Origin of the sequence: Pseudolabrys sp. FHR47, assembly GCF_005153485.1 — a bacterium.
Lineage (GTDB): Bacteria > Pseudomonadota > Alphaproteobacteria > Rhizobiales > Xanthobacteraceae > Pseudolabrys.
Genome location: NZ_CP039740.1, coordinates 3,737,440 through 3,760,468, shown reverse-complemented (window position 1 = coordinate 3,760,468; position 23,029 = coordinate 3,737,440). Strand labels below are relative to the sequence as shown.

The 23,029-nt window shown below is 63.0% G+C and carries 20 protein-coding genes and 2 pseudogenes; 10 read left to right on the top strand and 12 right to left on the bottom strand.

The annotated features are described in order from the left end of the window. Positions 1 to 45: 45 nt before the first annotated feature. Complete coding sequence (locus tag E8Q40_RS18355) at positions 46 to 951, bottom strand: 2-hydroxyacid dehydrogenase (RefSeq protein ID WP_137045900.1); 906 nt, start codon at positions 949 to 951, stop codon at positions 46 to 48. Between the two features lie 186 nt (positions 952 to 1,137). Here E8Q40_RS18355 and E8Q40_RS18350 point away from each other — a divergent pair, with 186 nt between their 5' ends. Continuing rightward, the gene (locus tag E8Q40_RS18350; protein ID WP_137045899.1) at positions 1,138 to 2,040 is read left to right on the top strand and encodes a shikimate dehydrogenase; all 903 of its coding nucleotides are present in this window, start codon (positions 1,138 to 1,140) and stop codon (positions 2,038 to 2,040) included. Here E8Q40_RS18350 and E8Q40_RS22290 read toward each other — a convergent pair. The 5 genes and pseudogenes from E8Q40_RS22290 to E8Q40_RS18330 form a co-directional block, all read right to left on the bottom strand. Beyond that, positions 2,037 to 2,663 (bottom strand): OB-fold nucleic acid binding domain-containing protein, encoded by a 627-nt coding sequence (locus E8Q40_RS22290; RefSeq protein ID WP_246663113.1) that lies wholly within the window; start codon positions 2,661 to 2,663, stop codon positions 2,037 to 2,039. The two genes, E8Q40_RS18350 and E8Q40_RS22290, sit on opposite strands and share 4 nt — an antisense overlap. A gap of 294 nt (positions 2,664 to 2,957) precedes the next feature. Beyond that, a pseudogene (locus E8Q40_RS22440) lies at positions 2,958 to 3,068 on the bottom strand (hypothetical protein); the annotation flags it as partial. A gap of 107 nt (positions 3,069 to 3,175) precedes the next feature. After that, positions 3,176 to 5,692 (bottom strand): annotated as a pseudogene (locus E8Q40_RS18340) (error-prone DNA polymerase); the annotation flags it as partial. A 39-nt stretch (positions 5,693 to 5,731) separates the two neighbouring features. Then, positions 5,732 to 7,321 carry a DNA polymerase Y family protein gene (locus tag E8Q40_RS18335; protein WP_137045897.1) on the bottom strand — a complete coding sequence of 530 codons (1,590 nt, stop codon included), beginning with the start codon at positions 7,319 to 7,321 and terminating at the stop codon, positions 5,732 to 5,734. Then, positions 7,242 to 7,985, bottom strand: coding sequence for an ImuA family protein (locus E8Q40_RS18330; protein WP_137045896.1), 744 nt, complete (start codon positions 7,983 to 7,985; stop codon positions 7,242 to 7,244). The genes E8Q40_RS18335 and E8Q40_RS18330 overlap by 80 nt, the downstream gene beginning before the upstream one ends. A 756-nt stretch (positions 7,986 to 8,741) precedes the next feature. On the opposite strand from E8Q40_RS18330, the gene E8Q40_RS18325 reads away from it, so the two are divergent. Next, positions 8,742 to 10,436 (top strand): FAD-dependent oxidoreductase, encoded by a 1,695-nt coding sequence (locus tag E8Q40_RS18325; protein ID WP_137045895.1) that lies wholly within the window; start codon positions 8,742 to 8,744, stop codon positions 10,434 to 10,436. Here E8Q40_RS18325 and E8Q40_RS18320 read toward each other — a convergent pair whose 3' ends face one another. The 5 genes from E8Q40_RS18320 to E8Q40_RS18300 all read right to left on the bottom strand — a co-directional run bounded on the left by E8Q40_RS18320 (position 10,437) and on the right by E8Q40_RS18300 (position 14,660). After that, complete coding sequence (locus E8Q40_RS18320) at positions 10,437 to 11,027, bottom strand: pyridoxamine 5'-phosphate oxidase family protein (RefSeq protein ID WP_137046810.1); 591 nt, start codon at positions 11,025 to 11,027, stop codon at positions 10,437 to 10,439. It abuts the gene before it with no gap. 54 nt (positions 11,028 to 11,081) lie between these two features. Further along, positions 11,082 to 11,471, bottom strand: a complete 390-nt coding sequence (locus E8Q40_RS18315; RefSeq protein WP_246662912.1) for a hypothetical protein — start codon at positions 11,469 to 11,471, stop codon at positions 11,082 to 11,084. 78 nt (positions 11,472 to 11,549) lie between these two features. Further along, positions 11,550 to 12,860 (bottom strand): DUF3422 family protein, encoded by a 1,311-nt coding sequence (locus E8Q40_RS18310; protein ID WP_137045894.1) that lies wholly within the window; start codon positions 12,858 to 12,860, stop codon positions 11,550 to 11,552. Next, entirely contained in the window at positions 12,857 to 13,303 is a 447-nt protein-coding gene (locus tag E8Q40_RS18305) for a thioesterase family protein (RefSeq protein ID WP_137045893.1), read from the bottom strand. Before E8Q40_RS18305 ends, E8Q40_RS18310 begins: the two co-directional genes overlap by 4 nt. A gap of 151 nt (positions 13,304 to 13,454) precedes the next feature. Further along, a complete protein-coding gene (locus tag E8Q40_RS18300; RefSeq protein WP_137045892.1) occupies positions 13,455 to 14,660 on the bottom strand; it encodes an alpha-hydroxy acid oxidase in 1,206 nt (401 codons plus the stop codon). A gap of 334 nt (positions 14,661 to 14,994) precedes the next feature. Between E8Q40_RS18300 and glmM the strand changes: the two genes are divergently transcribed. The 5 genes from glmM (at position 14,995) to E8Q40_RS18275 (ending at position 19,436) form a co-directional block, all read left to right on the top strand. Further along, complete coding sequence (gene glmM / locus E8Q40_RS18295) at positions 14,995 to 16,338, top strand: phosphoglucosamine mutase (protein ID WP_137045891.1); 1,344 nt, start codon at positions 14,995 to 14,997, stop codon at positions 16,336 to 16,338. A gap of 310 nt (positions 16,339 to 16,648) precedes the next feature. Then, positions 16,649 to 16,873 (top strand): bacterioferritin-associated ferredoxin, encoded by a 225-nt coding sequence (locus tag E8Q40_RS18290; protein WP_137045890.1) that lies wholly within the window; start codon positions 16,649 to 16,651, stop codon positions 16,871 to 16,873. A 147-nt stretch (positions 16,874 to 17,020) separates the two neighbouring features. Continuing rightward, positions 17,021 to 17,506 (top strand): bacterioferritin, encoded by a 486-nt coding sequence (bfr, locus tag E8Q40_RS18285; RefSeq protein WP_137045889.1) that lies wholly within the window; start codon positions 17,021 to 17,023, stop codon positions 17,504 to 17,506. Positions 17,507 to 17,671: 165 nt separating this feature from the next. Further along, complete coding sequence (locus tag E8Q40_RS18280) at positions 17,672 to 18,655, top strand: tripartite tricarboxylate transporter substrate binding protein (RefSeq protein ID WP_168197902.1); 984 nt, start codon at positions 17,672 to 17,674, stop codon at positions 18,653 to 18,655. A 10-nt stretch (positions 18,656 to 18,665) separates the two neighbouring features. After that, positions 18,666 to 19,436, top strand: coding sequence for a dienelactone hydrolase family protein (locus E8Q40_RS18275; RefSeq protein ID WP_137045887.1), 771 nt, complete (start codon positions 18,666 to 18,668; stop codon positions 19,434 to 19,436). 121 nt (positions 19,437 to 19,557) lie between these two features. Here the strand turns inward: E8Q40_RS18275 and E8Q40_RS18270 are convergent, their stop codons facing one another. Beyond that, on the bottom strand, positions 19,558 to 20,484 hold the full coding sequence (locus E8Q40_RS18270; RefSeq protein WP_168197901.1) for a LysR substrate-binding domain-containing protein: 927 nt from the start codon (positions 20,482 to 20,484) through the stop codon (positions 19,558 to 19,560). A gap of 223 nt (positions 20,485 to 20,707) precedes the next feature. On the opposite strand from E8Q40_RS18270, the gene E8Q40_RS18265 reads away from it, so the two are divergent. From E8Q40_RS18265 to E8Q40_RS18255, 3 genes are all read left to right on the top strand, one after another. Further along, entirely contained in the window at positions 20,708 to 20,959 is a 252-nt protein-coding gene (locus E8Q40_RS18265) for a hypothetical protein (RefSeq protein ID WP_137045885.1), read from the top strand. A gap of 211 nt (positions 20,960 to 21,170) precedes the next feature. Continuing rightward, positions 21,171 to 22,112, top strand: a complete 942-nt coding sequence (locus E8Q40_RS18260) for an outer membrane protein (protein WP_137045884.1) — start codon at positions 21,171 to 21,173, stop codon at positions 22,110 to 22,112. A gap of 135 nt (positions 22,113 to 22,247) precedes the next feature. Then, on the top strand, positions 22,248 to 22,991 hold the full coding sequence (locus tag E8Q40_RS18255; RefSeq protein WP_168197900.1) for an outer membrane protein: 744 nt from the start codon (positions 22,248 to 22,250) through the stop codon (positions 22,989 to 22,991). The last annotated feature ends 38 nt before the right edge of the window (positions 22,992 to 23,029 follow it).

Genomic DNA, 23,029 nt, shown 5'->3' with positions numbered 1-23,029 from the left:
TTTCTCTCATAACGCGTCGAGCGTGGCGTTAGGTCAGTCCTAAGCTCACTCCTTGATCGATTTCACGATATCGATCGCCCGCCGCAGCAACGTCTGCGAAGCTTCCAGAGTGCGGAAGGCCGCGTGCGAGGTCAGCGTCACATTCGGCAATTGCGCCAGTTCGGATTTCGCGTCGAGCGGCTCGGAGTGAAATACGTCGAGGCCTGCGTGGCGGATGATGCCGCCCTTGAGCGCCTGAATCAGCGCCTGCTCGTCGACCAGCGCGCCGCGCGCGGTGTTCACCAGAATGGCACTGTGCTTCATCATGGTGATGCGTTCGGCGCTGAGGAAGCCACGGGTCTCGTCGCCGAGGGTCAGATGCAGCGACACGACGTCCGACGTCTTGAGTAGCGTTTCAATATCGACCTGCTTGATGCCGAGTTCCGGTTTAGGCGTGCGGTTATAGGCGGTGACGTTCATGCCGATGCCTGCCGCCATGCGAGCGAATTCGGCGCCGATGCCGCCGAGGCCGATGAGGCCGACGGTCTTGCCTTGAAGTTGCATGCCCTCTTTCGGTGCCCAGGTGCCGCCGCGCACCTCGCGGTCCATGCGCGCGATGTCGCGGGCGCAGGCGAACAGCAGCGCCATGGTATGCTCAGCGACCGCGACGTCGCCATAGCCCTTGATGATGTGAACTTTGATGCCACGCTCGTTCAGCTCGGCGATGTTCATGTAGCTGGCCGCGCCGGTGCCCAGGAACACGATGTGCTTGAGCTGCTTGCAGCGCTCGACCAGGTCGGTCGGCATATAGGAGTGGTCGTCGATGGCGATGTCGTAGCCGGCGATGACCAGCGGCAGTTCCTCCTTCTTGAACGGCGTCATGTTGACGTCGATCGGCGGATCGTCAGGGCGCAAGACCTGCTCCCAGACCGGCCCAAGCTGGTCGTTGCAATCGAAAAAGATGGATTTCATGGCTTAAACCGTCGTGGAGGGAGAGCGGAGGATACGGCGTTGACGGCCCCGCAGGCAAAGAATAAATGCGGCGGGCGCGAACGGCCGGGGGTGGGCCGGCCGCGCCGAAGCCTGAAGGCCTGGCCGGACGGATTCGGGATGTCTTGACGAGCCGTCCAGGCTCGAAAGTGTGAGTGATTTCGGGGCATGAGTAATAATCGCAAGGCCGTTTGTGTGGTCGGCTGGCCGGCCGGCCATTCGCGCTCGCCTCTCATCCACCAGTACTGGATGAAGAAGCACGGCGTCGACGCGGAGTATCGCAAGGAGGCGATCCCGCCCGAGCAATTCGCCGATTTCATCACGCATCTGCGCGAGCGCGGCTATGTCGGCTGCAACGTCACGGTGCCGCACAAGCAGGCGGCGATGGAACTGACGGTCGCGGACGATCGCGCCAAGGCGGTCGGCGCGGCCAATACCTTGTGGTTCGACGGCGACAAACTGCGCTCGACCAACACCGATGTCGAAGGCTTTCTCGCCAATCTCGATCAGATGACACCGGGCTGGGACCGCGGGCTTGAGAGCGCGGTGGTGCTCGGGGCCGGCGGCGGTGCGCGCGCCGTTGTCTATGCGCTGATCCAGCGCGAGGTGCAACGCATCCATATCGTCAACCGCTCGCCGGAACGCGCCGAGGGTTTGCGCGCGCGGTTCGGTTCGCGTGTCAACGTGGCGCAATGGGGAGAAATGACCGGCTTGCTCGGCGGCGCCGGGCTTCTGGTCAACACGACGTCGCTCGGCATGGTCGGACAGCCGCAGATCGACATCAACCTGCGTTGTCCGATGTCGATGGTGGTGGCGGATCTTGTTTATGTACCGCTCGAGACCAAGCTCCTGGCCGCGGCGCGCGACAAGGGTCTGCGGGTTGCCGACGGGCTCGGTATGCTGCTGCATCAGGCGGTGCGCGGTTTTGAACTGTGGTTTGGTGTGAAGCCCGAGGTGACGCCGGATTTGCGCAAGCTGATCGAGGAAGACCTGGCGCCGCATGCGGAGCCGAAGCCGGCGGCGCCGGTGAAAACGACGAAACCGCGGGCGCCGAAGAAGACGCGCGGTTAGCGCGCCTTCCGTGCCACGGCGGTGCGAGCGGACGCACTGCGGAGCGGGATATGCGCCGACCCGGGCGCGTGCACGCCGAGGTCGGCGGCGAGTTCCGGCATCTCACAAATGAGCCGCTCGAGGCGACTTTCGCGGCCGCCGTTGCGGCGCGCCTCGCGCATTTCCTCGACCGGGCGTCGTACTTCGTCGGCCCGGACGAGGCTGTCGATATCGGCGCCCTGTTCGGCGAGCCGCGCCAGCAGAAAGGTGAGATCCTGGATTTCGTCGGCGACGACGTGGATGACGCCCGACTCCGATTGTACGCGGCCGGTCACCGAGACATAGCGCGCGCCGAGCACGATCGGCCGCACGCGCTCAAACACTTTGGGCCAGACAATGACATTGGCGACGCTGGTTTCGTCCTCCAGCGTCATGAACACCACGCCCTTGGCCGAGCCCGGCCGCTGCCGGCAGGTGACAAGGCCGGAAATGGCGATGCGTGCGCCGGTCTTGATGGTGCGCAGGGCTTCGTTGGGCTGGACGTTACGCGCGGACAGATCGGTGCGCAGGAACGAAGCCGGATGCGCGCGCAGCGACAAGCGCAGAAAGCGGTAGTCGTTGACGACTTCCTCGCCGAGCGGCATCGGGGGGAGGTTTATTTCGGGTTCGCGGAATCTTTCTTCCCTCTCACCGCTTGCGGGGAGAGGGTGGCGAGCAGCAACGCTGCGAGCCGGGTGAGGGGGATCAGACGGTCGGTGTAGACCCCCACCCCGACCGCCTTCGGCGGTCGACCCTCCCCACAAGGGGGAGGGTGAAGACGCAAACAGCGGCAAGTCATCATTCTGATCGCCGACGCGGCCGAGTGCTTTGGCCGCCCACAGCGCATCGCGGCGGTTGAGCCCGAGCGATGAGAAGGCGTCGGCATCGGCGAGGCGTTCCAGCACGCGCGTGTGCAGGCCCGTGCGTAGCCAAAGATCGCGGACGGAGTCGTAGTTCTTCTTTCCCTCCCCCCATGCGCACTTGCGCGCGGCGGGGAGGGTCGGCAGCAAAGCTGCCGGGGTGGGGGGCGCTTCTTCTGGCGCATTGCCTGAAAACTGCCCCCCACCCCCGACCCCTCCCCACCGCTCCGCTTCGCTTCGCGGGGGAGGGGAGAAATACGCTTCGCCATGATCAGCTTTGCATCGTCCTCGCTCATGCCCTTGATCTCACGCAGGCCAAGACGGATGGCGCAGGCGGTTCGGATGTCGTCGCGCATGTCGTTGTGCGCGGGAAAGAGATGTTTGGCGGCGACCGCACCGGGCTCGAGTGTCGAATCCCAATCGGAATAATTGATGTCGGGCGGTCGCACCTCGACACCGTGCTCGCGTGCGTCGCGCACGATCTGCGACGACGCATAGAAACCCATCGGCTGTGCATTGAGCAGCGCGGCGGCGAAGACGTCCGGATAATGACATTTGAGCCAGGCCGAGGCATAGACCAGCAGCGCGAAGCTTGCGGCATGGCTTTCCGGGAAACCGTATTCGCCAAAGCCTTCGATCTGGCTGAAACAGCGTTCGGCGAAATCGCGTTCGTAGCCCTTTGTCAGCATGCCCTTGACCATCTTGTCGCGGAACGTGCCGATAGTGCCGGTGCGCTTGAAGGTGGCCATGGCGCGCCGCAGATTGTCGGCTTCGCCGGGCGTGAAACCGCCGGCGACAATGGCGATATTCATCGCCTGCTCCTGAAACAGCGGCACGCCAAGCGTTCTTGACAGGATATTTTCGAGTTCCTTTGAGGGATAAGCGACAGCCTCCTTGCTTTCCCGACGGCGAAGATAAGGATGGACCATATCGCCCTGAATCGGGCCGGGGCGGACGATCGCGACTTCGATGACGAGGTCGTAGAACTTTTTCGGCTTGAGCCGTGGCAGCATGCTCATCTGCGCGCGGCTTTCGACCTGGAACACGCCGAGTGAATCGGCGCGGCTGAGCATGCGGTAGACGGCGGGATCCTCTGGCGGGACGGTGGCGAGCCTTTTGCCTGGCGGTGTCGCTTCCGGATAATGCCGCTCCATCAGGTCGAATGCCTTGCGGATGCAGGACAGCATGCCGAGGCCGAGCACATCGACCTTGAGGATGCCCAGCGTGTCGAGGTCATCTTTGTCCCATTCGACGAAGGTGCGATCGTCCATCGCGGCATTGCCGATCGGCACCACTTCGTCGAGCCGGCTGCGTGTGATGACGAAGCCGCCGACATGCTGCGATAAGTGACGCGGGAAACCGGAAATCTCCTGCGCCAGTGCCGTCACCTGCTTCATGCGGAAACTGTCCGGATCGAGCCCGGTGCGCCTGACGCTCGCTTCCGACACGTCGCCACCGCCGCCGCCCCAGATCGACGACGACAAGGCGCTGATCGTGTCTTCGCTCAGGCCGAAGGCCTTGCCGACCTCGCGGATCGCCGAGCGGCCGCGATAACAGATGACGGTGCCGGCAATGCCGGCGCGGTCGCGTGTGTATTTCTTGTAGATGTACTGGATGACCTCCTCGCGCCGTTCGTGCTCGAAATCGACATCGATATCGGGCGGTTCGTGCCGCTCGGTGGAGATGAAGCGCTCGAACAGAAGATCGTTCTTGTAAGGATCGACCTCGGTAATGCCGAGACAGAAGCACACCGTGGAATTAGCCGCCGAGCCGCGGCCCTGGCAGAGGATGTTCTTCGAGCGCGCATATTGCACGATGTCATAAACGGTCAGGAAGTATGGCGCATATTTCTTTTCCGCGATGAGGGTGAGTTCATGATCGAGGAGGGCCTTTACTTTGTCCGGTATGCCCTGTGGATAGCGGGTCTTCACCGCTTCCTCATGCGCAAGATGGACGAGCGCGGATTGCGCATCGGGAAAGCCGACAATGGCTTCGTCGGGATATTCGTATTTGAGCTCGTCGAGCGAGAAGGTCAGTGCGTCCGACAGGTGCAGCGTTTCTTCGATGGCCTCCGGCGTGTCGCGGAATAGCTGCATCATTTCCGCGGGGGCTTTGAGAAAACGTTCGGCATTCACGGCGAGGCGGCGGCCGGCGCGATCGATGGTCGTCTTCTCGCGGATACAGGTCAGAATGTCGGCGAGCTGGCGGCGGTCGGGATGATGATAATGCACATCGTTGACGGCGATCAGCGGCACCTGCGTTTCATTCGCCAGCGCCTTTAGCCGCGCGAGCCGGGCGCGGTCCTGTCCGCGATACAGCATGGTGGCAGCGAGTCGCACGCGGCCGGGCGCGATGGAGCGAAGGGCAGCGATTGCTTCCTTTGCTTTTTGGCCCGGCATCACCACCAGTTCCAGTCCGAACGCATGCGCGATCAGATCGTCGAGCGTAAGGACGCAGTCGCCTTTTTGGGCGCGCTTATTGCCGACCGTGAGCAAACGTGTCAGCCGGCCCCAGGCGGCGCGGTCGCGCGGATAAGCGAGGATGTCCGGTGTGCCGTCGACAAAGACCAGCCGCGCGCCGGGGTGATAGCGCAGCGCCAGGCTCCGGTCGCGTTTGACGGTGTGGGGGCGCACGACGCCGGCCACCGTGTTGCTGTCGCAGACGCCGATGCCCGATAGCCCGATCGCCTGCGCCTGCAGCATCAGTTCCTCGGGATGAGAGGCACCGCGCAGGAAGGAGAAGTTGGTCGCAGTGGCGAATTCGACGTAACGCATGACTGTTCGCCGTCATTCCGGTCGCGCCGGAATGAGCGCTTACCCAAACATCCCGTGCACGAACCACGACGGCGGCGCGGTGCCGGGGACGAGATCGCGATAGAGCCCGGCGCGGAACAGCCAGAAGCGATGGCCGCTTCTGTCCTCGACGCGGAAGTAGTCGCGGGCGCGGTTGCCGGCGGGTGATGTCTCGATGTTTTCTTCCTGCCACCATGCGCCTTCGATGCGTTCGGGGCCTTCGGCGGCGACGATGTCGTGCAGCGCGCGTCGCCATTTGAAGCGCAAGGGCGGGCCGTCCGGCACTTCGGCGACGGCTTCGATCGGCTCCGGCCTCGCCAGCAGCCGCAGCGGCCGCGGCGCGAGCTCAACGGCGCTGCGATGGCGGTTGTATGCGGCCCAGCCGTCGTCTTTCACTGTCATCTGCGCGGGCAAGGTGACCGACGCGAGTTCGGGAATATGACTGTCCTGCGCCACGGCGCGACGAACGCGCTGCGCCCCAAGCCGTGCGCTCAGGCGATCGACCAACCGCACCAGCTCGCCGGCATCCTCCGCCGAGCCCAGGCCGATCTGCTCGGCCGGCGCCGGCTCGGCGATCAGCACCGACAGCCGTGCCATGTCGAAGCCGAAGCCGGGATCGAGTTCGTCGGCGATGGTGACGAGCCGCTCGGCAAACAGCGCGCGTATGTCGGCGGCATCGCGCAGCGGCCGCGCGGTGCCCGCGGCGATGCGGCGTAGCGCGCCGTCGGTGCGGAACAAGGTCAGTTCGATACGGCGGGCGCCGTCGCCGTGTCGCTCCAGCGTCATCGACAGACGCGCCGCCAGTTTCTGGACGGTGCCGAGCACGTCTTCCTCGCGCGCGATCGGTTCGTAGAAACGCTCCTCGGCGACGTAAGGCGCCACTGGCAAACGTGGTGTCAACGGTTCGTGCTCGCGGCCCAAAGCGCGGTCGAGCTGGCGCAGCAATCCGGCGCCGAAGCGCGCGGTGAGCGGCGAGCGCGGCATGTCGATGATGTCGCCGATCGTTTTCAGACCGACGCGGCCGAGCGAAGCGACGACCGGCGGCGGCAGGCGCAGCGCGTCAAGTGGTAGCGGCGCTAGCAAGTCGCGCTCCTCGCCATTGGCATAGGTATCGGGCTGGCCGTCATGCGCTGCCGCCCAGGCGGCGCCGATGGTGCCGGCGATGGCGACGCGATAGGCAAAGCCGGCTTGCGTCAGGCGGCGGCCGAGATCGGCGACCAGTTCGCGTTCGCCGCCATAAAGATGCGCGCAACCGGAAATGTCGAGCAGCAAGCCATCCGGCGCGTCGCAGGCGACAAGTGGCGTGTAGCGCAGGCACCAGTCGGCGATGCTCTCGAGCAATTCGCCATCGGCGCGCGCGTCTTCTGGCACGACATCGAGCGCGGGATGCATGGCGCGCGCCTGCGCCAGCGCCATGCCGGCAAACAGGCCGAGTTGTTCGGCGGCTTCGTTGATGGCGATCAGCACATCGGCATTGCCGCGTTTGCCGGCAACGACGAGGGGTAAGCCTTCATGCGGAACAGGAGTGGTTTCACGCAACCTTCTGATGCGGTCGGTGGCGAAGCGGGGCAGCCACAGGCTCAGCATGCGTGGCGAGGACGAAACGGTCATCGGGATTTCTCCATTCCAGAATCCAGGAGGCGGACGGGCCGCGTCGATTGCGGGTGAGATGAACGGCAAAGCGCGGCGCGCCGAATTCGCGGTGACCCGGAGCGGCGGAAGGCGCCGCTTGTACGGTCCATCGCGTCGCAGCGGTGGAGGCGTCATGCGCAGGCTGTGCGCGCAGGAGGAGGGCGAGGGCGCCGCTATCGCCCGCGGCGAGCGACAGCCGCCGCACCGCGACGGCATCGAGTGGGCCGTTGCGCATTTCGCCGAGCACAACGCCGACAGCGCGGCAGTGCAGGGCTTCTTCCATTGCCGCCATCAACTCATGCCGATGAGCGGCCGAAACGATGACAAGCCGCTTAGGCGACAGCCCGAAGGCCTCGAGGGCGGCGCCATAAGGCACGCCACTCTCGGCCAGTGCCATGTCCTCGGCGATCCAGACGAGATGCTTGTTGCCGCCGGCGAGGGCCGCCAGCCCCAACGTAAAACCGGTGGCCGCCGGCAGGTGCGCTTCGCCAGCGGCGGCGATTTCGTGCAGCGCGCCGCGCAGAAGACCGCCACCGAGGACGTCGTCCACGGCGCTCACATCCAGCGGCAGCACCGCCGGACCCTCGGCGAGGCCGGCTGGTTTCTGCAAGCGGGTGAGCTGCTGGCGCAGCGCGTCGAGCATCATTAAGCCTTTGAAGAAGCGTACCTATCCGTTGGAGAGCCAACGGATAGGCCGAACCTTATGTTCACTATTTGTTCTAGTTTGCCGAAGGTGGCGGGGAGCGTCAAGCCGCAAGGAATGGGGGCGCCCTTCGGGTTGAGGGCCAGCGCTGGCGTCCGGGAACCGCCCCGCCCGTCGCAGCGGAAGACTGGCTGGAATTCAGGCTACGCCGGACATTTCTGCGCTACGATCTCGATCCGACCGACCCTGCCGACTCCGGCGTCGCAGATTTCCCGGTCGAGACTTCGCACACCGGGCACTCGAAGATTCGAAATTCTCGACCCCGTCCTTCACGCGTAATCCGGCGTAGCCACATGCGCGATCCGCATTGTTCGCAGGTCGGCCTGTCGAGTTCCAGAGAATTGGCGCGATGGGTCTGTGTCGTTGGCATCAGTGCGTTCCTTCCTGCTGGTCGTCAGGCAAGAGCGCACATTGTCTCTCAGCCACCGGCGCCCAAGCCTACGCCGTGCCGGTGATAAAATTAATGTAGTGCATTCTGGAGAGAGCGGAAGTGCCAAATGACGTGCAGTTACTATTTTAGGCAACGCTGGCGGTTCAGCACTCAATGATACGAAGTGCTGCCGGTAGATGAGCGATTGTTGCGCGGAGTCGATGGTTCAATAGTAGCAATTTGCGGATATTGGAACCACTGCAGCCCGCCTTGCAATTGACGGAAGGGCCCGGCAGCCTGAGCTGCCGGACTGAACGGAGCGTATCATGAGCCTCGCTGACGAACGTTTCGAGCAGATGTTTCCGGTTCTCGACCCGGTTCAGGTTGAGATCATGGCGCGCTTTGCCAGCGCGCCGGCACAGACATTCGCGCCGGGCGAGCCGATCTTCGAAACCGGCCAGCGCGATGTACCGGCGCACCTGATCCTCGAGGGCGCGCTTGAGATCGTACGCCGCGATGGTCTGCACCGTTTCGCATCGGTGATTTCACATGGCCCCGGCCAATTTTCCGGCGAGGTCAGCCAGTTGAGCGGCCGTGGCAGTATCCCGTCGGGCCGTGCCGGACCGAACGGCCTGACGGCGCTGCCGTTCGACGCTGCCCATATCCGCGCTCTGATGGTTGGCTCCGCCGAAATCGGTGAGATCGTCATGCGCGCCTTCATTTTGCGCCGTGTGGCATTGATCCAGGCCGAAGGCGCCGGGTCGCTGTTGATCGGCCATCCGAACATGCCGGAGGTCGTCCGCCTACAGGGATTCCTGTCGCGCAACGGCTATCCCTGCATGGTGATGAACGTCGAAACCGACGCCGACGCCCGCGACGCGGTCGAGCGCTTCGGCATCCGTGACGACGAACTGCCACTGATGATCTGCCCGAACGGCAAGCTGCTGAAGCGGCCGAGCGATGCGGAAGCCGGTGCCTGCCTTGGCATCACGCCGGAGCTCGATCACGGCAAGGTCTATGACGTCGCCGTGGTTGGCGCCGGGCCCGCAGGCTTGGCGGCCGCCGTGTACGGCGCATCCGAAGGCCTGTCGATGATCGTGCTCGACACCCGTGCCTTCGGCGGCCAGGCCGGCGCCTCGGCGCGCATCGAGAACTATCTCGGCTTCCCGACCGGTATTTCCGGCATGGCGCTGGCCGGCCGCGCTTTCAACCAGGCACAAAAATTCGGCGCCGAGATCGCCATCCCGTTGTCGGTCGAGAAGCTCGATTGCGGCGACGCCGATTGCGCCGCGCGCAAGCCGTTCAAGCTCGAACTCACCGATGGTCGCGGCACCTTGCTCGCGCGCACCGTCATCGTCGCCTCCGGCGCGCGCTACCGCCGGCCGGCGATCCACAATCTATCGGATTTCGACAATAATGGCATTTCCTTCTGGGCCTCGCCGATCGAAGCCAAGTTATGCGAGGGCGAGGAGGTGGCGCTGATCGGCGGCGGCAATTCGGCGGGTCAGGCTGTCGTTTTCCTGGCGCCGAAGGTAAAGCATCTGCATCTCATCGTGCGCCGCCCGCTCGAAGCGACGATGTCGAAATATCTCATCGACCGTATCCAGGCGCTGCCGAACGTGTCGCTGCATGTCGGCAAGGAGATCGTGTCGCTGGACGGCGATGCATCCGGTCTGCGCGGTGCCACCTTCCGCGAAATCCGCAGTGGTACCGAGAAGTCGCTGCCGCTGCGCCACCTGTTCCTGTTCATCGGCGCCGACCCAAATGCCGACTGGTTGGAAGGTTGTGTCGCGACAGACGGCAAGGGCTTCGTGATCACCGGCGCCGAATTCGACCGCGCCACGGCACGGCCGCCGCATCCGCTCGAGACCAGCGTGCCCGGCGTTTTCGCCATCGGCGATGTGCGCGCCGGCTCGACCAAGCGCGTCGGCGCGGCGATCGGCGAGGGCGCCGCGGTGGTGTCGCAGATCCATCAGGTGCTGGCGCTGGCCGACGAGCCGATGCCCCAGGCGGCGGAGTGATTATCCCCGCCAGGTCGGATGCCGCGGCGGCACGTAATCCTTGAAGTCGTCGAATTCCTTCCACCGCGGCTCCGGCGGGTCGCACTTGGGTTGCGGCGTGTAGAGCGAAGGTCCCGTCATCTGCATCTCGGGAATATAGCGTGGACAGTTCGGGAAAATGGCGCGCGCTTGCACCCGGACGATGAGCTGCGCGCCGACCGTTTCGGCGAGCAGGGGGTCGTCGTGCAGGACGCGCGCGCTGCCATTGACGCGGAGCCGCTTTGGCTTGTCATGCAGGGCGATGAACAGCAGCCCGACATTGGCATTGACCAGAAGATTGCCGAGGCTCTTGAACATGCCGTTACCGTCATAGTCCGGAAACGCCAGCTCGGAGTCGCCCGTCACCCGCACGAAGCCGGGCATGCCGCCCTTGAACGAGCAGTCGGGGCGGCCGTCGGCGTCGACGGTCGCGATAAAGAAATACGGACAGCTCTCGATGTATGCCTTGTCGTCGGCGGTGAAAGCCGTCCGCGTCAGCTTTTCCTCGAGCCGGTCGGCGATGCGGCGGCTGGCGAAACGGTCCTGGAGTTGCCGGTTGCCGTCATGGAACATGATGCTCACTGCGACACCTCGTTCGGTTAGGATTTGACGATCGATTCCTTTCAGTCATTCACCACCGTTCGCGCGGCGACGGAGGCGCCTTGAGTCCATCAAGCGCCTAGAAAAACGATGCGAGAAACGCCGCCGCCTCGTCCGAAAGGCCGACGATCTTATTGGTGGCCTGCCGGCAAAACTGAAATTGAGTTCTGTCTGCGGTTTGCCGTCGTCCCAATCTGTAAACGGCTTGAGGTCGGCGCGGCCCAGCGGACGTTTCACCAGCGCGGTGCGCTTCACCTCAATGCTGACGCGCGGCGTCTGCCGCTCGATGCCGCGCTTCTTGGCTACCGCCTTGGTAGCGGTGACGACGCCGCGTGCCACCAGCCCGGCGCCGCCCTCGTTTTCGCTGGCGAACAGGAAAATCTCGTCGCCCGCGGCAATCAGCTTGCCGCCATACATAGTCTTCTGCGCGGTGAACGAAAACGTCTTGGCGCGCGGATCCGAAATTTCGGCCTTGATTGCGTAAGCCATCGGCCGTCACTCCCCGCCGACATGCCTCTTGCGGATGCCGCGCACCAGCAGCCAGATCATGAGCATTGCGACCGGCACGAACAAGGCCGTGGCGAAGGTGGTGTCGACATGCAGGCCCTTGGCATGCGCACCCTCGACGACATAGTGAAACAGGCCGACGACATAATAGCTCACCGCGGCCACCGACAGGCCCTCGACCGTGGTCTGCAGCCGCAATTGCAGGCGCGTGCGCTCGTTCATCGACTTGAGCAGATCGCGGTTTTGCCGCTCCAGTTCGACGTCGACCCGCGTGCGCAGCAGGTTCGCGGCGCGCGCCAGCCGCTGCGACAAGGTCGCCTGCCGGTCCTCGGTGGCGACGCAGGTGCGCATGGCTGGTGCCAGACGCCGCGCCAGAAACGAACTCCAGGTCGGATAGATACTCGCCTTGCGCTCGCCGATGGTTTCGAGCCGCAGCCGTACGATCTCGTTATAGGCGCGGCTCGCGCCGAAGCGATAATGGCTGGCGCCAGCGCCGGCTTCGAGTTCGGCTGCGAGCGCGGTCAGTTCATTGAGCAGGCGCTGGTTGTCGGGCAACTGATGCGCGGTGCAAATCTCCTGCGTCAGTTCGGCGAGCCGCGTTTCGATGCGGCCGATCGACGATTGTACCCGGTGCGCTTCCGGCAGTCCGAGCAGCGCCAGAGTGCGATAGGTCTCGGTCTCGACGATCCGCTGCACCAGCGCGCCCGCGCGCTCGGCGCCGAGACCGCGATCGAGCAGGAGAATGCGCACGAAGCCGGCGGCGTCAGCCTGGAAATCGGTGGCGAACAGCGCGGTACCGTCGGCATTCTCCGCCACTGCGAGGCTGGCGTGATCGAACAGATAATCGACCGCGATCTTGCGCTCCGCATCGTCGGCCAGCAGATGCAGATCGAGCGCGACCAGCAGTGGCCCCGGCTGCGGCACCGATGCCATTCGCGCCGAGAGCGACGCCGCGTCGGGATAGAACGGCTGGGTCGATGCCGAAGGCAGTTCCCAGGTGTAGGTGGTGAACTCGGTATGCTGCTCCCACCGCAAGGTCGCGTCATCGAAGGCGATGCGGTGGTGCTTGGCGGCGGCATCGAGCGGCTCGCGCTTGTCGCGCGCGCACAAGGCGGTCAGTGCCGCGCGGTCGTTCTTGCCAGCCTCGCCCGGGGTTGCAAAGGCGAAATGGATGATCCGGCGCGGCGTCTCCATAGGCGTGAACGGCCGGGCATGGACTTCTCCGAGCACAGCCGCGCGCAAGGGATGCGGCGCAAGCCGCGCTTCACTGCCGGTCCCGATTTTCACCTCGGCGCTCATGGCGCCTTTGTATCACAGATCGGCGTCAGTGCCGCCTTCAGCTTTTCCGGCAGCGGCACCGGCTTGTTGCTGGCGCGGTCGACATAGACGTGGACGAAATAGCCCTGCGCCGAGGCGATCTGGTCATCGTTGCGGAAGATGCCGACGTCGTAGCGCACGCTCGAGGTGCCGAGGTGGCCGACCTTGAGCGCGCCGCGCACGCGATCCGGGAAGGCGATCGGCGCGAAATAGCTGCACTTCGATTCCACGGCGAGGCCGATCACGGTGCTCTCGTTGAAATTCACCGCGCCGCTCTTCAGCAGATAGCCGCTCACCGTGGTGTCGAAGAACGAGTAATAGACCGCGTTATTGACGTGGCCGTAGACGTCGTTGTCCATCCAACGCGTGGTGATGTCGGTGATGTGACGGAAATCGGACAGAGATAGTGGCTGGGGACGAGTCATTTCGTGTTTCGACAATTGTTGCGCCATTCACTCCGTTCGTCCCCGCGAAAGCGGGGACCCAGGAGTCTATCTTGCAGGTTTAGACCTGTCTCTCTGGGTTCCCGCTTTCGCGGGAACGAACGGAGGATGCGGACAGGCTTCAAATTCAGTCTTACTCCGCCGCCTTCGCCGCCGCCTTGGCTTTCGGCTTGCGTGCGGCCGCCGACTTCTTCCTCACCTCGCCGCCCTCGATGACGTGGCCGTCGATTTCCGAGACCTTGGCGACGCCGGTCAGCGCCATGGTGACGCTCAATTCCTTCTTGAGGATGTCGATCGCTTTGGCGACGCCTTCCTGCCCGCCCGCGCCGAGACCCCAGACAAAAGCCCGGCCAACCATGCAGGCGCGGGCGCCGAGCGCCAGTGCGCGCATGATGTCGGCGCCGGTGCGGATGCCGCCATCGAACAGAATTTCGGTGTCGCTGCCGACCGCGTCCGCGACGCGCGGCAGCATGGCGATCGAAGACGAGGTGCCGTCGAGCTGGCGGCCGCCGTGGTTCGACACCACGATAGCGTCGGCCCCTAACTTCACCGCGGTCTTTGCATCATCGATGTCGAGGATGCCCTTGATGACCAGTTTGCCCGGCCAGTACTTCCTGATCCATTCGAGATCTTTCCAGTTCAGCGCCGGGTCGAACTGTTGCGTCGTCCAGCCCGAGAGCGAATTGACGCTTTCCATGCCCGGCACATGGCCGGCGATGTTGCCGAAGGTCTTGCTCTTGCCCCAGAGCACGCTCCAGGCCCAGGCCGGCTTGGTGGCAATGTCGATGACGTTCTTGATCTTGAACTGCGGCGGTACGGTCAGGCCGTTGTGAACGTCGCGGTGGCGCTGGCCGAGCACCTGCAGGTCCACCGTGAGGACGAGCGTGTCGACCTTGGCGGCGATGGCGCGGTCCATCAGTTGCTTGGAGAAACCACGGTCCTTGATGACGTAAAGCTGAAACCAGAACGGTTTGCCCGTGCCTTCGGCCACTTGCTCGATCGAGCCGATCGACATGGTCGACAGCGTGAAGGGAATGCCGGCCTCGTTGGCGGCGCGCGCGGCGAGGATTTCGCCGTCGCCGTGCTGCATGCCGAGAAGTCCGATCGGGGCGTGGATCATCGGCGCGGCCAGCTTCTTGCCGAGTACGGTGGTGGTGAGGTCGCGCGCCGAGACATCGACCAGCACGCGCTGTTTCAGGATGATGGCCTCGAGGTCGGTCCGGTTCGCCCGCAGGGTCTGCTCGCTGTAGGAGCCGGAATCGGCATAGTCGAAAAAGGCGCGCGGCACGCGGCTCTTGGCGATCTTGCGCAGATCGTCGATGCAGGCGGCAACTCTCATGGGCTGGTCTCGTTTGCGACGTCGTCGAGGGCGTTTCGGGTGGCGGCTTTTTATGATCGGGTAGCACAAGCGCGAAGACTGCGAAATGCCTCGGGATATGGACTGGTGCTGGGCCTTACAAGGCGGTATTCGTCTGCCGTTAACCGCCTGCGGTAACGTTTGCTCACAATTTTTGACGTAAAACCAAACGATTGTACGTATTATAAAAAGGTCGGGCAGGGGGCTTCCAAAACGCTTTACCCCTTGCCCGCATCCGGCCAATAACACCACCTCCCTGACAGGATGGCGTGAATAATCGGGCCGGGCCTTCAGGGGCATATTGGGGTTTGAATAGATGGTTCGTCGCTACTTCGGCACCGACGGTATTCGCGGGCTGGCCAACAAGGTGATCACGCCGGAGCTGGCGCTCAAGGTCGGGCAGGCCGCCGGGCTGATCTTCCGTGCGGGCGAGCATCGTCACCGCGTGCTGATCGGCAAGGATACCCGGCTGTCCGGCTACATGATCGAAACCGCGCTGGTCGCCGGCTTCACGTCGGTCGGCATGGACGTGCTGCTGACCGGCCCGATCCCGACACCCGGCGTCGGCATGCTGGTGCGCTCGATGCGCGCCGATCTCGGCGTCATGATCTCGGCTTCGCATAATCCGTATGACGACAACGGCATCAAGCTGTTCGGACCGGACGGCTACAAGCTGTCCGACGAGGTCGAGCGCCGCATCGAAAAGCTGATCGATTCTGATATTGCCAAGCAACTCGCGGGCAGCGACGACCTCGGCCGCGCCAGGCGCATCGACGGCGTGCAGGACCGCTACATCGAATTCGCCAAGCGTACGCTGCCGCGCGACATCGATCTCGCCGGCTTGCGCGTGGTCATCGATTGCGCCAACGGCGCTGCCTACAAGGTCGCGCCCGGCGCGCTGTGGGAACTGGGCGCCGACGTGATTTCCATCGGTACCGATCCGGACGGCTTCAACATCAACAAGGATTGCGGCTCGACCAGCCTCAACACGCTAGTGCACAAGGTGCGCGAGATGCGCGCCGACATCGGCATCGCGCTCGACGGCGACGCCGACCGCGTCATGCTGGTGGACGAACGCGGCCACATCGTCGACGGCGATCAACTGCTCGCGGTAATCGCGCAGAGCTGGAAGGAAGACGGCCGTCTCACCAAGAACGGCGTCGTCGCCACCGTGATGTCCAATCTCGGCCTCGAGCGCTATCTCGGCGGCCTCGGCCTCGAGCTCTTGCGCACGCCGGTCGGCGACCGCTATGTGCTCGAGCGCATGCGCGCCGAAGGTTATAATGTTGGCGGCGAGCAATCCGGCCACATCATTCTGTCAGACTATTCGACCACCGGCGACGGCTTCGTCGCGGCGCTGCAGGCGCTGGCGGTGGTCAAGCGGTCAGGCAAGCCGGTGTCGGAAGTCTGCCACCGCTTCGAGCCGTTGCCGCAGATCCTCAAGAACGTGCGCTACAAGACCGGCAAGCCGATGGAAAACGCCGCGGTGACCGCGGCGATTGCCAGCGCCGAGCAGAAGCTCGGCAGCGGCGGCCGTCTTTTGGTGCGGCCATCCGGCACCGAGCCGGTGATCCGTGTCATGGGCGAAGGCGACGACAAGGCGGTCGTCGAGCAGGCGGTCGATGACGTTATCGACGCACTGACCAAGGCGGCGGCTTAAGCGGAAACGAGCGTCGCAATTTGTAGCCCGGATTTCGCTTCGCTCCATCCGGGCTACGGCCCTGCGATTAAGCCTTCCAGATCAACCACCTGTGTGAAATCTGCGGAAATTTCTCTTCCGCCGCTAAATCCTTTTCCGGCCTTGTATTTTGTCCCTTTCCTAGAAAAATTCCGAACTGCTGTAAGCGAAAAAGCCGTTATATTTCAATACACTAGAATGCTTTTAAACTGCGAATTTCTTTGACTTGGCGCAAAGCCGCCGGTAGCAAATCGGGGCTGACTGAAAGGGTCAGCTTTTCTGCCGGGTTTCCATGATCGTCTGCTCCTGCAACGTGTTGAGCGACAAGGCCGTGCGCAGCGCCTGCGCGACGGCGTCGCCGCGCACCACCGGGCAGGTTTACGGTTGCCTCGGCTGCAGCGCCCAGTGCGGCCGCTGCGCCCGCACAATCCGCAAGATCATGAACGAAGCCCTCGGCGCCGCCGGTGCCTGCCCCTCGGGCTGCGCCTGCGCGGCCCATGCGCCCCAGCGCGACTAAAGTTTCCCCGCCGCGCGCACGGCGCGGCGACACCGCAGCTTGACCGTGCATCCTCTTTCATAGAACTATTCTAAGGATACCGACGACAGTGTCGGCACCCTGCAATGCCGCGCGCGCCGCGCGGAAAACGAAAGAGGATGTGGCGTCATGAAGGGCGAATCCAAGGTCATCGAGTATCTCAACAAGGCGCTGCGCCACGAACTGACCGCGGTCAATCAGTACTGGCTGCACTACCGCCTGCTCGACAACTGGGGCCTCAAGGATCTTGCCAAGCAGTGGCGCAAGGAATCGATCGAGGAGATGGAACACGCGGACAAGCTGATCGAGCGGATCATCTTCTTTGACGGCTTCCCCAACATGCAGGTGCTGGACCCGCTGCACATCGGTCAGGACGTCAAGGAAATCCTCGATTGCGATCTGGCCGCCGAGATTTCAGCGCGCGCGCTCTATCAGGAGGCCGCGCACTACTGCAACGGCGTCAAGGACTACGTCACGCGCGATTTGTTCGAGAAGCTGATGTCGGACGAGGAGCATCACATCGACTTCCTCGAGACCCAGCTCGATCTTGTCGCCAAGCTCGGTGTCCAGCTCTATTCGCAGCACCACATCGGCGAGATGGGTGAGGATCACTAAATACCGGGCGGCGGCCGTCAGTCTTACGGCCGCTGACCCTCTTAGTGCGCGGGTTTTGGCGCATTGTCATCGATTGCGATTTGCGTGATTATGAACCGCGGCGTGTGGGGCACCGCCGCGGTTCTTCTTTTTTACCGCAACAATCGTAATTCGGGGAACAATCCAATGTTGGGCATATCAACGCGCACAGGATCGATCCTGCGCTGGAACTTGATCGCGGCCGTTGCCGCTGTCGTCTGCCTGCCGCAGTCCGCCGCCGCGCAGGAATGGCCCTCGCGGACGATCACGATTACGCAGACATTTCCTGGCGGTGGCATGATGGATTTTGCCGCGCGCGCCATCGCGCACGATCTGACCGAGAAGCTGGGCCAGACCGTCGTGGTCGAAACCAAGGTCGGCGGTGCCGGTTTGCTCGGTTTGCAGACCGTCGGCCGCATGGCGCCGGACGGCTATAATTTTGTCGTCTCGGCGATCGGGCCGATGGTGTTCCGGCCACTGATCGACAAGAACTTCAATGTCGATCCGGACAAGGACTTCGAGCCGGTCATTATGATCGGTGCGACGCCGAATGGTGTGCTAGCTTCGCCGAAGATCGGCGTGTCCACGGTGGCCGAACTCAAGGCCTATGCCGCCAAGCAGGGCAATAAGCTCAACATTGGTCATCCCGGTCCCGGCACCATGGGGCTTTATTGCGGCGTGATGCTGGCCGAGAAGCTCGGCATCGAAGGCAACTTCATTTCGTATCGCGGCTCGACGCAGATTGTGCAGGATCTGCTCGGCGGCCAGCTTGAACTGGGCACGCCCGCCTTTGGTCCGAGTTCGATGTCGGCCAAGGTGCTTGCCGTTTCAAGCGAGGAACGCCTGGATGCCGTGCCCAATGTGCCGACGCTGAAACAGGCCGGAGTCGATATTACCTGCGCCACCTGGAATGCCATTTATGCGCCGGCCGGCACGCCGAAGCCGATCATCGCCAAGCTCAATGCCGCGATCGATGCGTTTCTGAAGAAGCCCGAGACGAAAAAGCTGTTAGCCGAGATTGGCATGGCGCCATGGGGCGGGCCGCCGGAACGCGTGACGAAACAGATGGTAGAAGACCGCAAGACCTGGTCCGCGATCGTCACGCGCCTGGAAAGCACCACGCCGAAATAGTCCTTCGATCATGACCGCCAGTGCCATCGATATTGCCACCGCGGACGGAACCATGGACGCCTATGCCGCCTGGCCGGACGGGCGGGGGCCGTTTCCGCTCGTTATCATGTTCATGGACATCTGGGGGCTGCGTGAGGAACTGTTCGCTCTCGCGCGCAAGGTCGCAGCGCAGGGCTATTACTGCGTGCTTCCCAATCTGTTCTATCGCAAGGGCCGGATTCGTTACGAGCGCCGCAACGCGGACGGACGCACCGTGTCGTTCGATACGTTGCCGGAGGATCTCAAGACGGAAATGCTGGCGCTGGCGCGTGGCCTGACGCGGCAGATGGTCGAGACGGATGTTCAGGCGATATTCGACCATGTCCGCGACAAGCCGGTGAACGGCGGCCCTGCGGGGACGGTTGGTTTCTGTCTTGGCGGACGTATCGCCTTCTTTGCCGCGCAGTCCTTTCCCGATCGTATTCGCGCCGTGAGCAGCCTTCACGGCACGCTGCTCGTTACCGATGCGCCGGACTCGGTTCACCGGTTGACCGGCCGCATGAAGGGCGAAGTCTATTGCGGGCACGGTGAGCATGACCGGTCCAGCGCGCCGGAGATCGTTGCCGCGCTGGAGGCCGCGTTCAAGGGGCGCGACGATGTAACCTATCGCGGCCATCTGCATCCGAATGCCCACCACGGCTACTCGATGCCGGACCGCGACGTTCACGATGCGGCAGCGACCGCGATCGATTGGCGCGAGACCTTTGCGATGTTCGAGCGCCAGCTCAAACAAGCTGTCTAAGCAGATTTTCGACTAGACCGTGATCTATCTGGATCGAATCTGATCATGGTCTGGTTTTTTGTTTGAGCATGATCTTTTCCGAAAACCGTTTCCACTTTTCGGGATCATGCTTTCGGTCTTTTCACGGCGACTTTTTACGTTGTCTTGCCGCGTCTTCTTGGCGCGTACTTGACCGAACGAAGTCGATGAAGGTGCGGATCGCCGGCGCCGCTTCGTTGCGGCGGTGAACCAGCGCGAGTTCGAAGCCGCGAAAGGCGCCTTCCACCTTGCGAAACACGATGCCCGGAATGCCGACATTGACCATCGGCTCCGACATTACACTCAGGCCAGCGCCGGCGGCGCATAGTGTGAGGACCGAAAAGATGTCGGGCGCACGTTCGACGATGTGCAGCGACTTGCCCGGCGGCGTGATGGCGGCGATGTTGCCGCCGCCGAAGCCGACTTCCATTTCCAGCGAGACGGCGACGAAACGTTCGTCGGCAATGTCGTCCGGCGTCACGCGCTTGAGCTTGGCGATCGGGTTGCCTTCGGGAATGGCGACGTAGAAAGGCTGGCGGTCGACGATAAAGCCCGTAAGCCCGGTGGGATAACTTTGCGGCGCGGCGGTGAAGCCGATATCGAGGGTGTCGTCGGAGAGCGCGCGAAACTGCTCGAAGGTAACCGCGCGCCGCAGTTGCAACGAGACATCGGGATGCTTTTCCCGGAAGGCGACAAGATGCCGCGACAGGAACCCGCTCATGCCGGCGGAAAAGACGTAACCCAGCGCGATCGAACCGACCTCGCCGCGCGCTGCGCGCCGGCCGATCAACTCGGCGTTGGCGGCCTGCTTGAGCGTTGCATAGGCCTCGACGAGGAATCGCTTGCCGGTCTGGGTCAGCGTCACCGTGCTTTTTGTTCGGCGCAAGAACAGCTTGGCACCGAGCATGTTCTCAAGTGCGAGGATCTGGTGGCTCAGTGTCGGCGCAGAAATATTGAGGCGCGCGGCGGCGCGGCCGAAATGAAGCTCCTCGGCGACCGCGGCAAAATATTTGAGATGCCTGAGTTCCATACCATCATTATGAGATGAAACCTTACAAAAGACGATATCCCGATTAATGACAAACAGGCGATCCGTCCGCATTCTCAATGAAAGGTTGCGAGAGGGAATTCTGTATTTCGCGTCTTTTTTGACGCGGAGTCGGGAAAGCCGGTACCGGATACCTCCAGTGACGGGAGGCGGCACTCGCAGGCTGGAGACGACCTAGTCGACGTATCGTGCACTGCAGGAAACCATGGACACCATCGAATTCCCCACGTCCGACAATGTCATTCCGCTTGAAAACAAGTTGAAGGAATGCGGTCGCGATCAGGCTCGCCAGACTACTGCCGAGGCTGGCAGTAAAGACGATCCGCGGATGAAGGAAGCGATCGTCTTGGTGGAAGCGTTCCTCGCAATCGAGGATCGGGTTGCGCGCAAATCACTCATCAGTCTTGCGCAGCAGCTCGTTAGTTACGATTGGGCACGTCGCGTCATCCAGCGCTGAAGTCCCGGGTTCCATTGGCCACAACCGTAAACAAATCTTAAAACACGATTCGCCGTGGCCGCCGTCGTCGCGATTGAACAATCGCATGCGCTCGTTTCGTTAAAAATCATCGTTAAAAAACAGGGTTAAGAGGCACTTAAGGTTTTGGTGCCATCGTCGCCTCGTCTTTCGTCACGTCACGCGCGTGATGAATCAGTCGAGGAATGACGGCATGTATGCGCGTCTGAAACTTTTTGCTGGCGTGGCGGTCGTATCGCTTGCGGCGACCGCGGCGCAAGCGGCCGACTATACGCCATTGCCCTGCTACGACGCCGCGGTCATCGCATCCGGTCGCGCCCCGCCAGGCGCGGTTCCCTGCTACACGCCGCCGCCGGTGGTGGTCGAGGAATTCTCTGGCTGGTACCTGCGCGGCGATATCGGCATCACGAATCAAAGCGTGCGCGACCTTAACAATGCGCTGCCGGTTACCAGCGTTACAAACGTAGGGCTGGGTTTTGATGCGTCTCCGCTCTTTGGTGTCGGCGTCGGTTACTACTTCAATGACTGGCTGCGGTTCGATCTGACCGGCGAATATCGCTCGAAGGCGAACTTCCACGGATCGCAGATCGTCACGAGCGGCGGTAGCACTTACACCGACGAATATTCGGGCAGTAAATCTGAATGGCTGTTCCTCCTGAATGCCTATGTCGACCTTGGCACCTGGAACAACATCACGCCGTTCGTCGGCGCCGGTGCGGGCGCCTCGCGCAACACGATTCATAGCTTCCAGGATGTCTGCACGACCGTATCGGTATGCACAGGTGGCAGTGTCGCCTTTGGCGATACGAGTTCGAAGTGGAACTTCGCCTGGGCTTTGCATGCCGGTCTCGCCTACAAGGTGTCCAAGAACTTCACCGTCGAACTGGCCTATCGCTATGTCGATCTCGGTGATGCGCAGTCGGGCGATCTTTACACCTACAACGGCATCAATGCGGTCTACAATCCGATGGAGTTCAAGCACCTTACATCGCACGATGTGAAGCTTGGGCTGCGCTTCAATCTCGATAGCTTCGAGATGTTCTCGCGCCCGGCGCCTGTCTATTACGCGCCCGCACCTGTCTACACCCAGCCGCCGCCGGTCTATGTGCAACCGCCGCTGCAGAGCAGGGGATGAGGCCTGACGGAACAAGTTAATGGCGCGCCATCATGGTGAAAATTCTTGGTTAAGCGCGATTTAACCCGAGATTGGCAGAGTGGTGCGGCGAAGTCGAAGGCGTGGCGCGGTGCAATGACCGCGAAGGAGTTGGTTATGGGTCCGGTCGTCAAGTCGGCAATGATGGGTGCAGGGCTCGCCGCCGCAGTAACGGCCGCGTTTGCCGCCGACGTGCCCCGTGGTCGACCGATTGATCTGCCGCCGCCGACCTATGTGCCGCCGCCTCGAACAACGACTCTCTCAGGCTGGTACGTTCGTGGCGATCTCGGATATCGCTGGGGCCATGTATCCGGCTCGCAGGCCGCGCCGGGCTTCGCTTCGCCCGGGTCGGAAAAGCTCGGACAAAGCTTCGCCGGCGGCCTCGGCATCGGTCTCAAGAGCGACTGGTTGCGCACCGACGCGACAATCGATTTCGGCTCGCCGATGAAATACGAGGCGACGACCGCCACGGCCAATGACACGACGGCCAAGGTTTCCGCCATCACCGCGCTGTTCAACGGCTATCTCGATCTCGGCACCTGGTACAACGCCACGCCCTATATCGGCGGTGGCGTCGGCGCGACGCGGCTGCGCGTGTCCGAGTATCAGAGCACGGCGGCGCCGCCATTCTCCGGCGACGGCTCGCGCAGTCAGTGGAATTTCGCCTGGGCCGGCATGGCGGGGGTCGCCTACAAGATCGCGCCGAACATGCAATTCGATGTCGGCTATCGCTACCTGGCGCTCGGCGATGTTGCGACCTCGAGCGACGCCTTCGGCCAGATGAACATCAAGAACATCGTCAATCACGAAGTGCGCGTCAGTCTGCGCTGGAGCATCGATGATCTGCCCATCGCACGATAGCGGCCGCGCGTCGCGATGGCCTTTCGCCGCCGCGCGCT

What these genes read in the sequence shown, in the direction of transcription:
- E8Q40_RS18280 (WP_168197902.1), top strand. Translation starts at nt 17,672, where the DNA reads ATGTTGGGCATATCAACGCGCACAGGATCGATCCTGCGCTGGAACTTG.
- E8Q40_RS18275 (WP_137045887.1), top strand. Translation starts at nt 18,666, where the DNA reads ATGACCGCCAGTGCCATCGATATTGCCACCGCGGACGGAACCATGGAC.
- E8Q40_RS18355 (WP_137045900.1), bottom strand. Translation starts at nt 951, where the DNA reads ATGAAATCCATCTTTTTCGATTGCAACGACCAGCTTGGGCCGGTCTGG.
- E8Q40_RS18320 (WP_137046810.1), bottom strand. Translation starts at nt 11,027, where the DNA reads ATGTTCCATGACGGCAACCGGCAACTCCAGGACCGTTTCGCCAGCCGC.
- bfr (WP_137045889.1), top strand. Translation starts at nt 17,021, where the DNA reads ATGAAGGGCGAATCCAAGGTCATCGAGTATCTCAACAAGGCGCTGCGC.
- E8Q40_RS18300 (WP_137045892.1), bottom strand. Translation starts at nt 14,660, where the DNA reads ATGAGAGTTGCCGCCTGCATCGACGATCTGCGCAAGATCGCCAAGAGC.
- E8Q40_RS18335 (WP_137045897.1), bottom strand. Translation starts at nt 7,321, where the DNA reads ATGACCGTTTCGTCCTCGCCACGCATGCTGAGCCTGTGGCTGCCCCGC.
- E8Q40_RS18270 (WP_168197901.1), bottom strand. Translation starts at nt 20,484, where the DNA reads ATGGAACTCAGGCATCTCAAATATTTTGCCGCGGTCGCCGAGGAGCTT.
- E8Q40_RS18290 (WP_137045890.1), top strand. Translation starts at nt 16,649, where the DNA reads ATGATCGTCTGCTCCTGCAACGTGTTGAGCGACAAGGCCGTGCGCAGC.
- E8Q40_RS18350 (WP_137045899.1), top strand. Translation starts at nt 1,138, where the DNA reads ATGAGTAATAATCGCAAGGCCGTTTGTGTGGTCGGCTGGCCGGCCGGC.
- E8Q40_RS18315 (WP_246662912.1), bottom strand. Translation starts at nt 11,471, where the DNA reads ATGTATGGCGGCAAGCTGATTGCCGCGGGCGACGAGATTTTCCTGTTC.
- E8Q40_RS22290 (WP_246663113.1), bottom strand. Translation starts at nt 2,663, where the DNA reads ATGCCGCTCGGCGAGGAAGTCGTCAACGACTACCGCTTTCTGCGCTTG.
- E8Q40_RS18255 (WP_168197900.1), top strand. Translation starts at nt 22,248, where the DNA reads ATGGGTCCGGTCGTCAAGTCGGCAATGATGGGTGCAGGGCTCGCCGCC.
- E8Q40_RS18260 (WP_137045884.1), top strand. Translation starts at nt 21,171, where the DNA reads ATGTATGCGCGTCTGAAACTTTTTGCTGGCGTGGCGGTCGTATCGCTT.
- E8Q40_RS18265 (WP_137045885.1), top strand. Translation starts at nt 20,708, where the DNA reads ATGGACACCATCGAATTCCCCACGTCCGACAATGTCATTCCGCTTGAA.
- E8Q40_RS18305 (WP_137045893.1), bottom strand. Translation starts at nt 13,303, where the DNA reads ATGACTCGTCCCCAGCCACTATCTCTGTCCGATTTCCGTCACATCACC.
- E8Q40_RS18310 (WP_137045894.1), bottom strand. Translation starts at nt 12,860, where the DNA reads ATGAGCGCCGAGGTGAAAATCGGGACCGGCAGTGAAGCGCGGCTTGCG.
- E8Q40_RS18325 (WP_137045895.1), top strand. Translation starts at nt 8,742, where the DNA reads ATGAGCCTCGCTGACGAACGTTTCGAGCAGATGTTTCCGGTTCTCGAC.
- glmM (WP_137045891.1), top strand. Translation starts at nt 14,995, where the DNA reads ATGGTTCGTCGCTACTTCGGCACCGACGGTATTCGCGGGCTGGCCAAC.
- E8Q40_RS18330 (WP_137045896.1), bottom strand. Translation starts at nt 7,985, where the DNA reads ATGCTCGACGCGCTGCGCCAGCAGCTCACCCGCTTGCAGAAACCAGCC.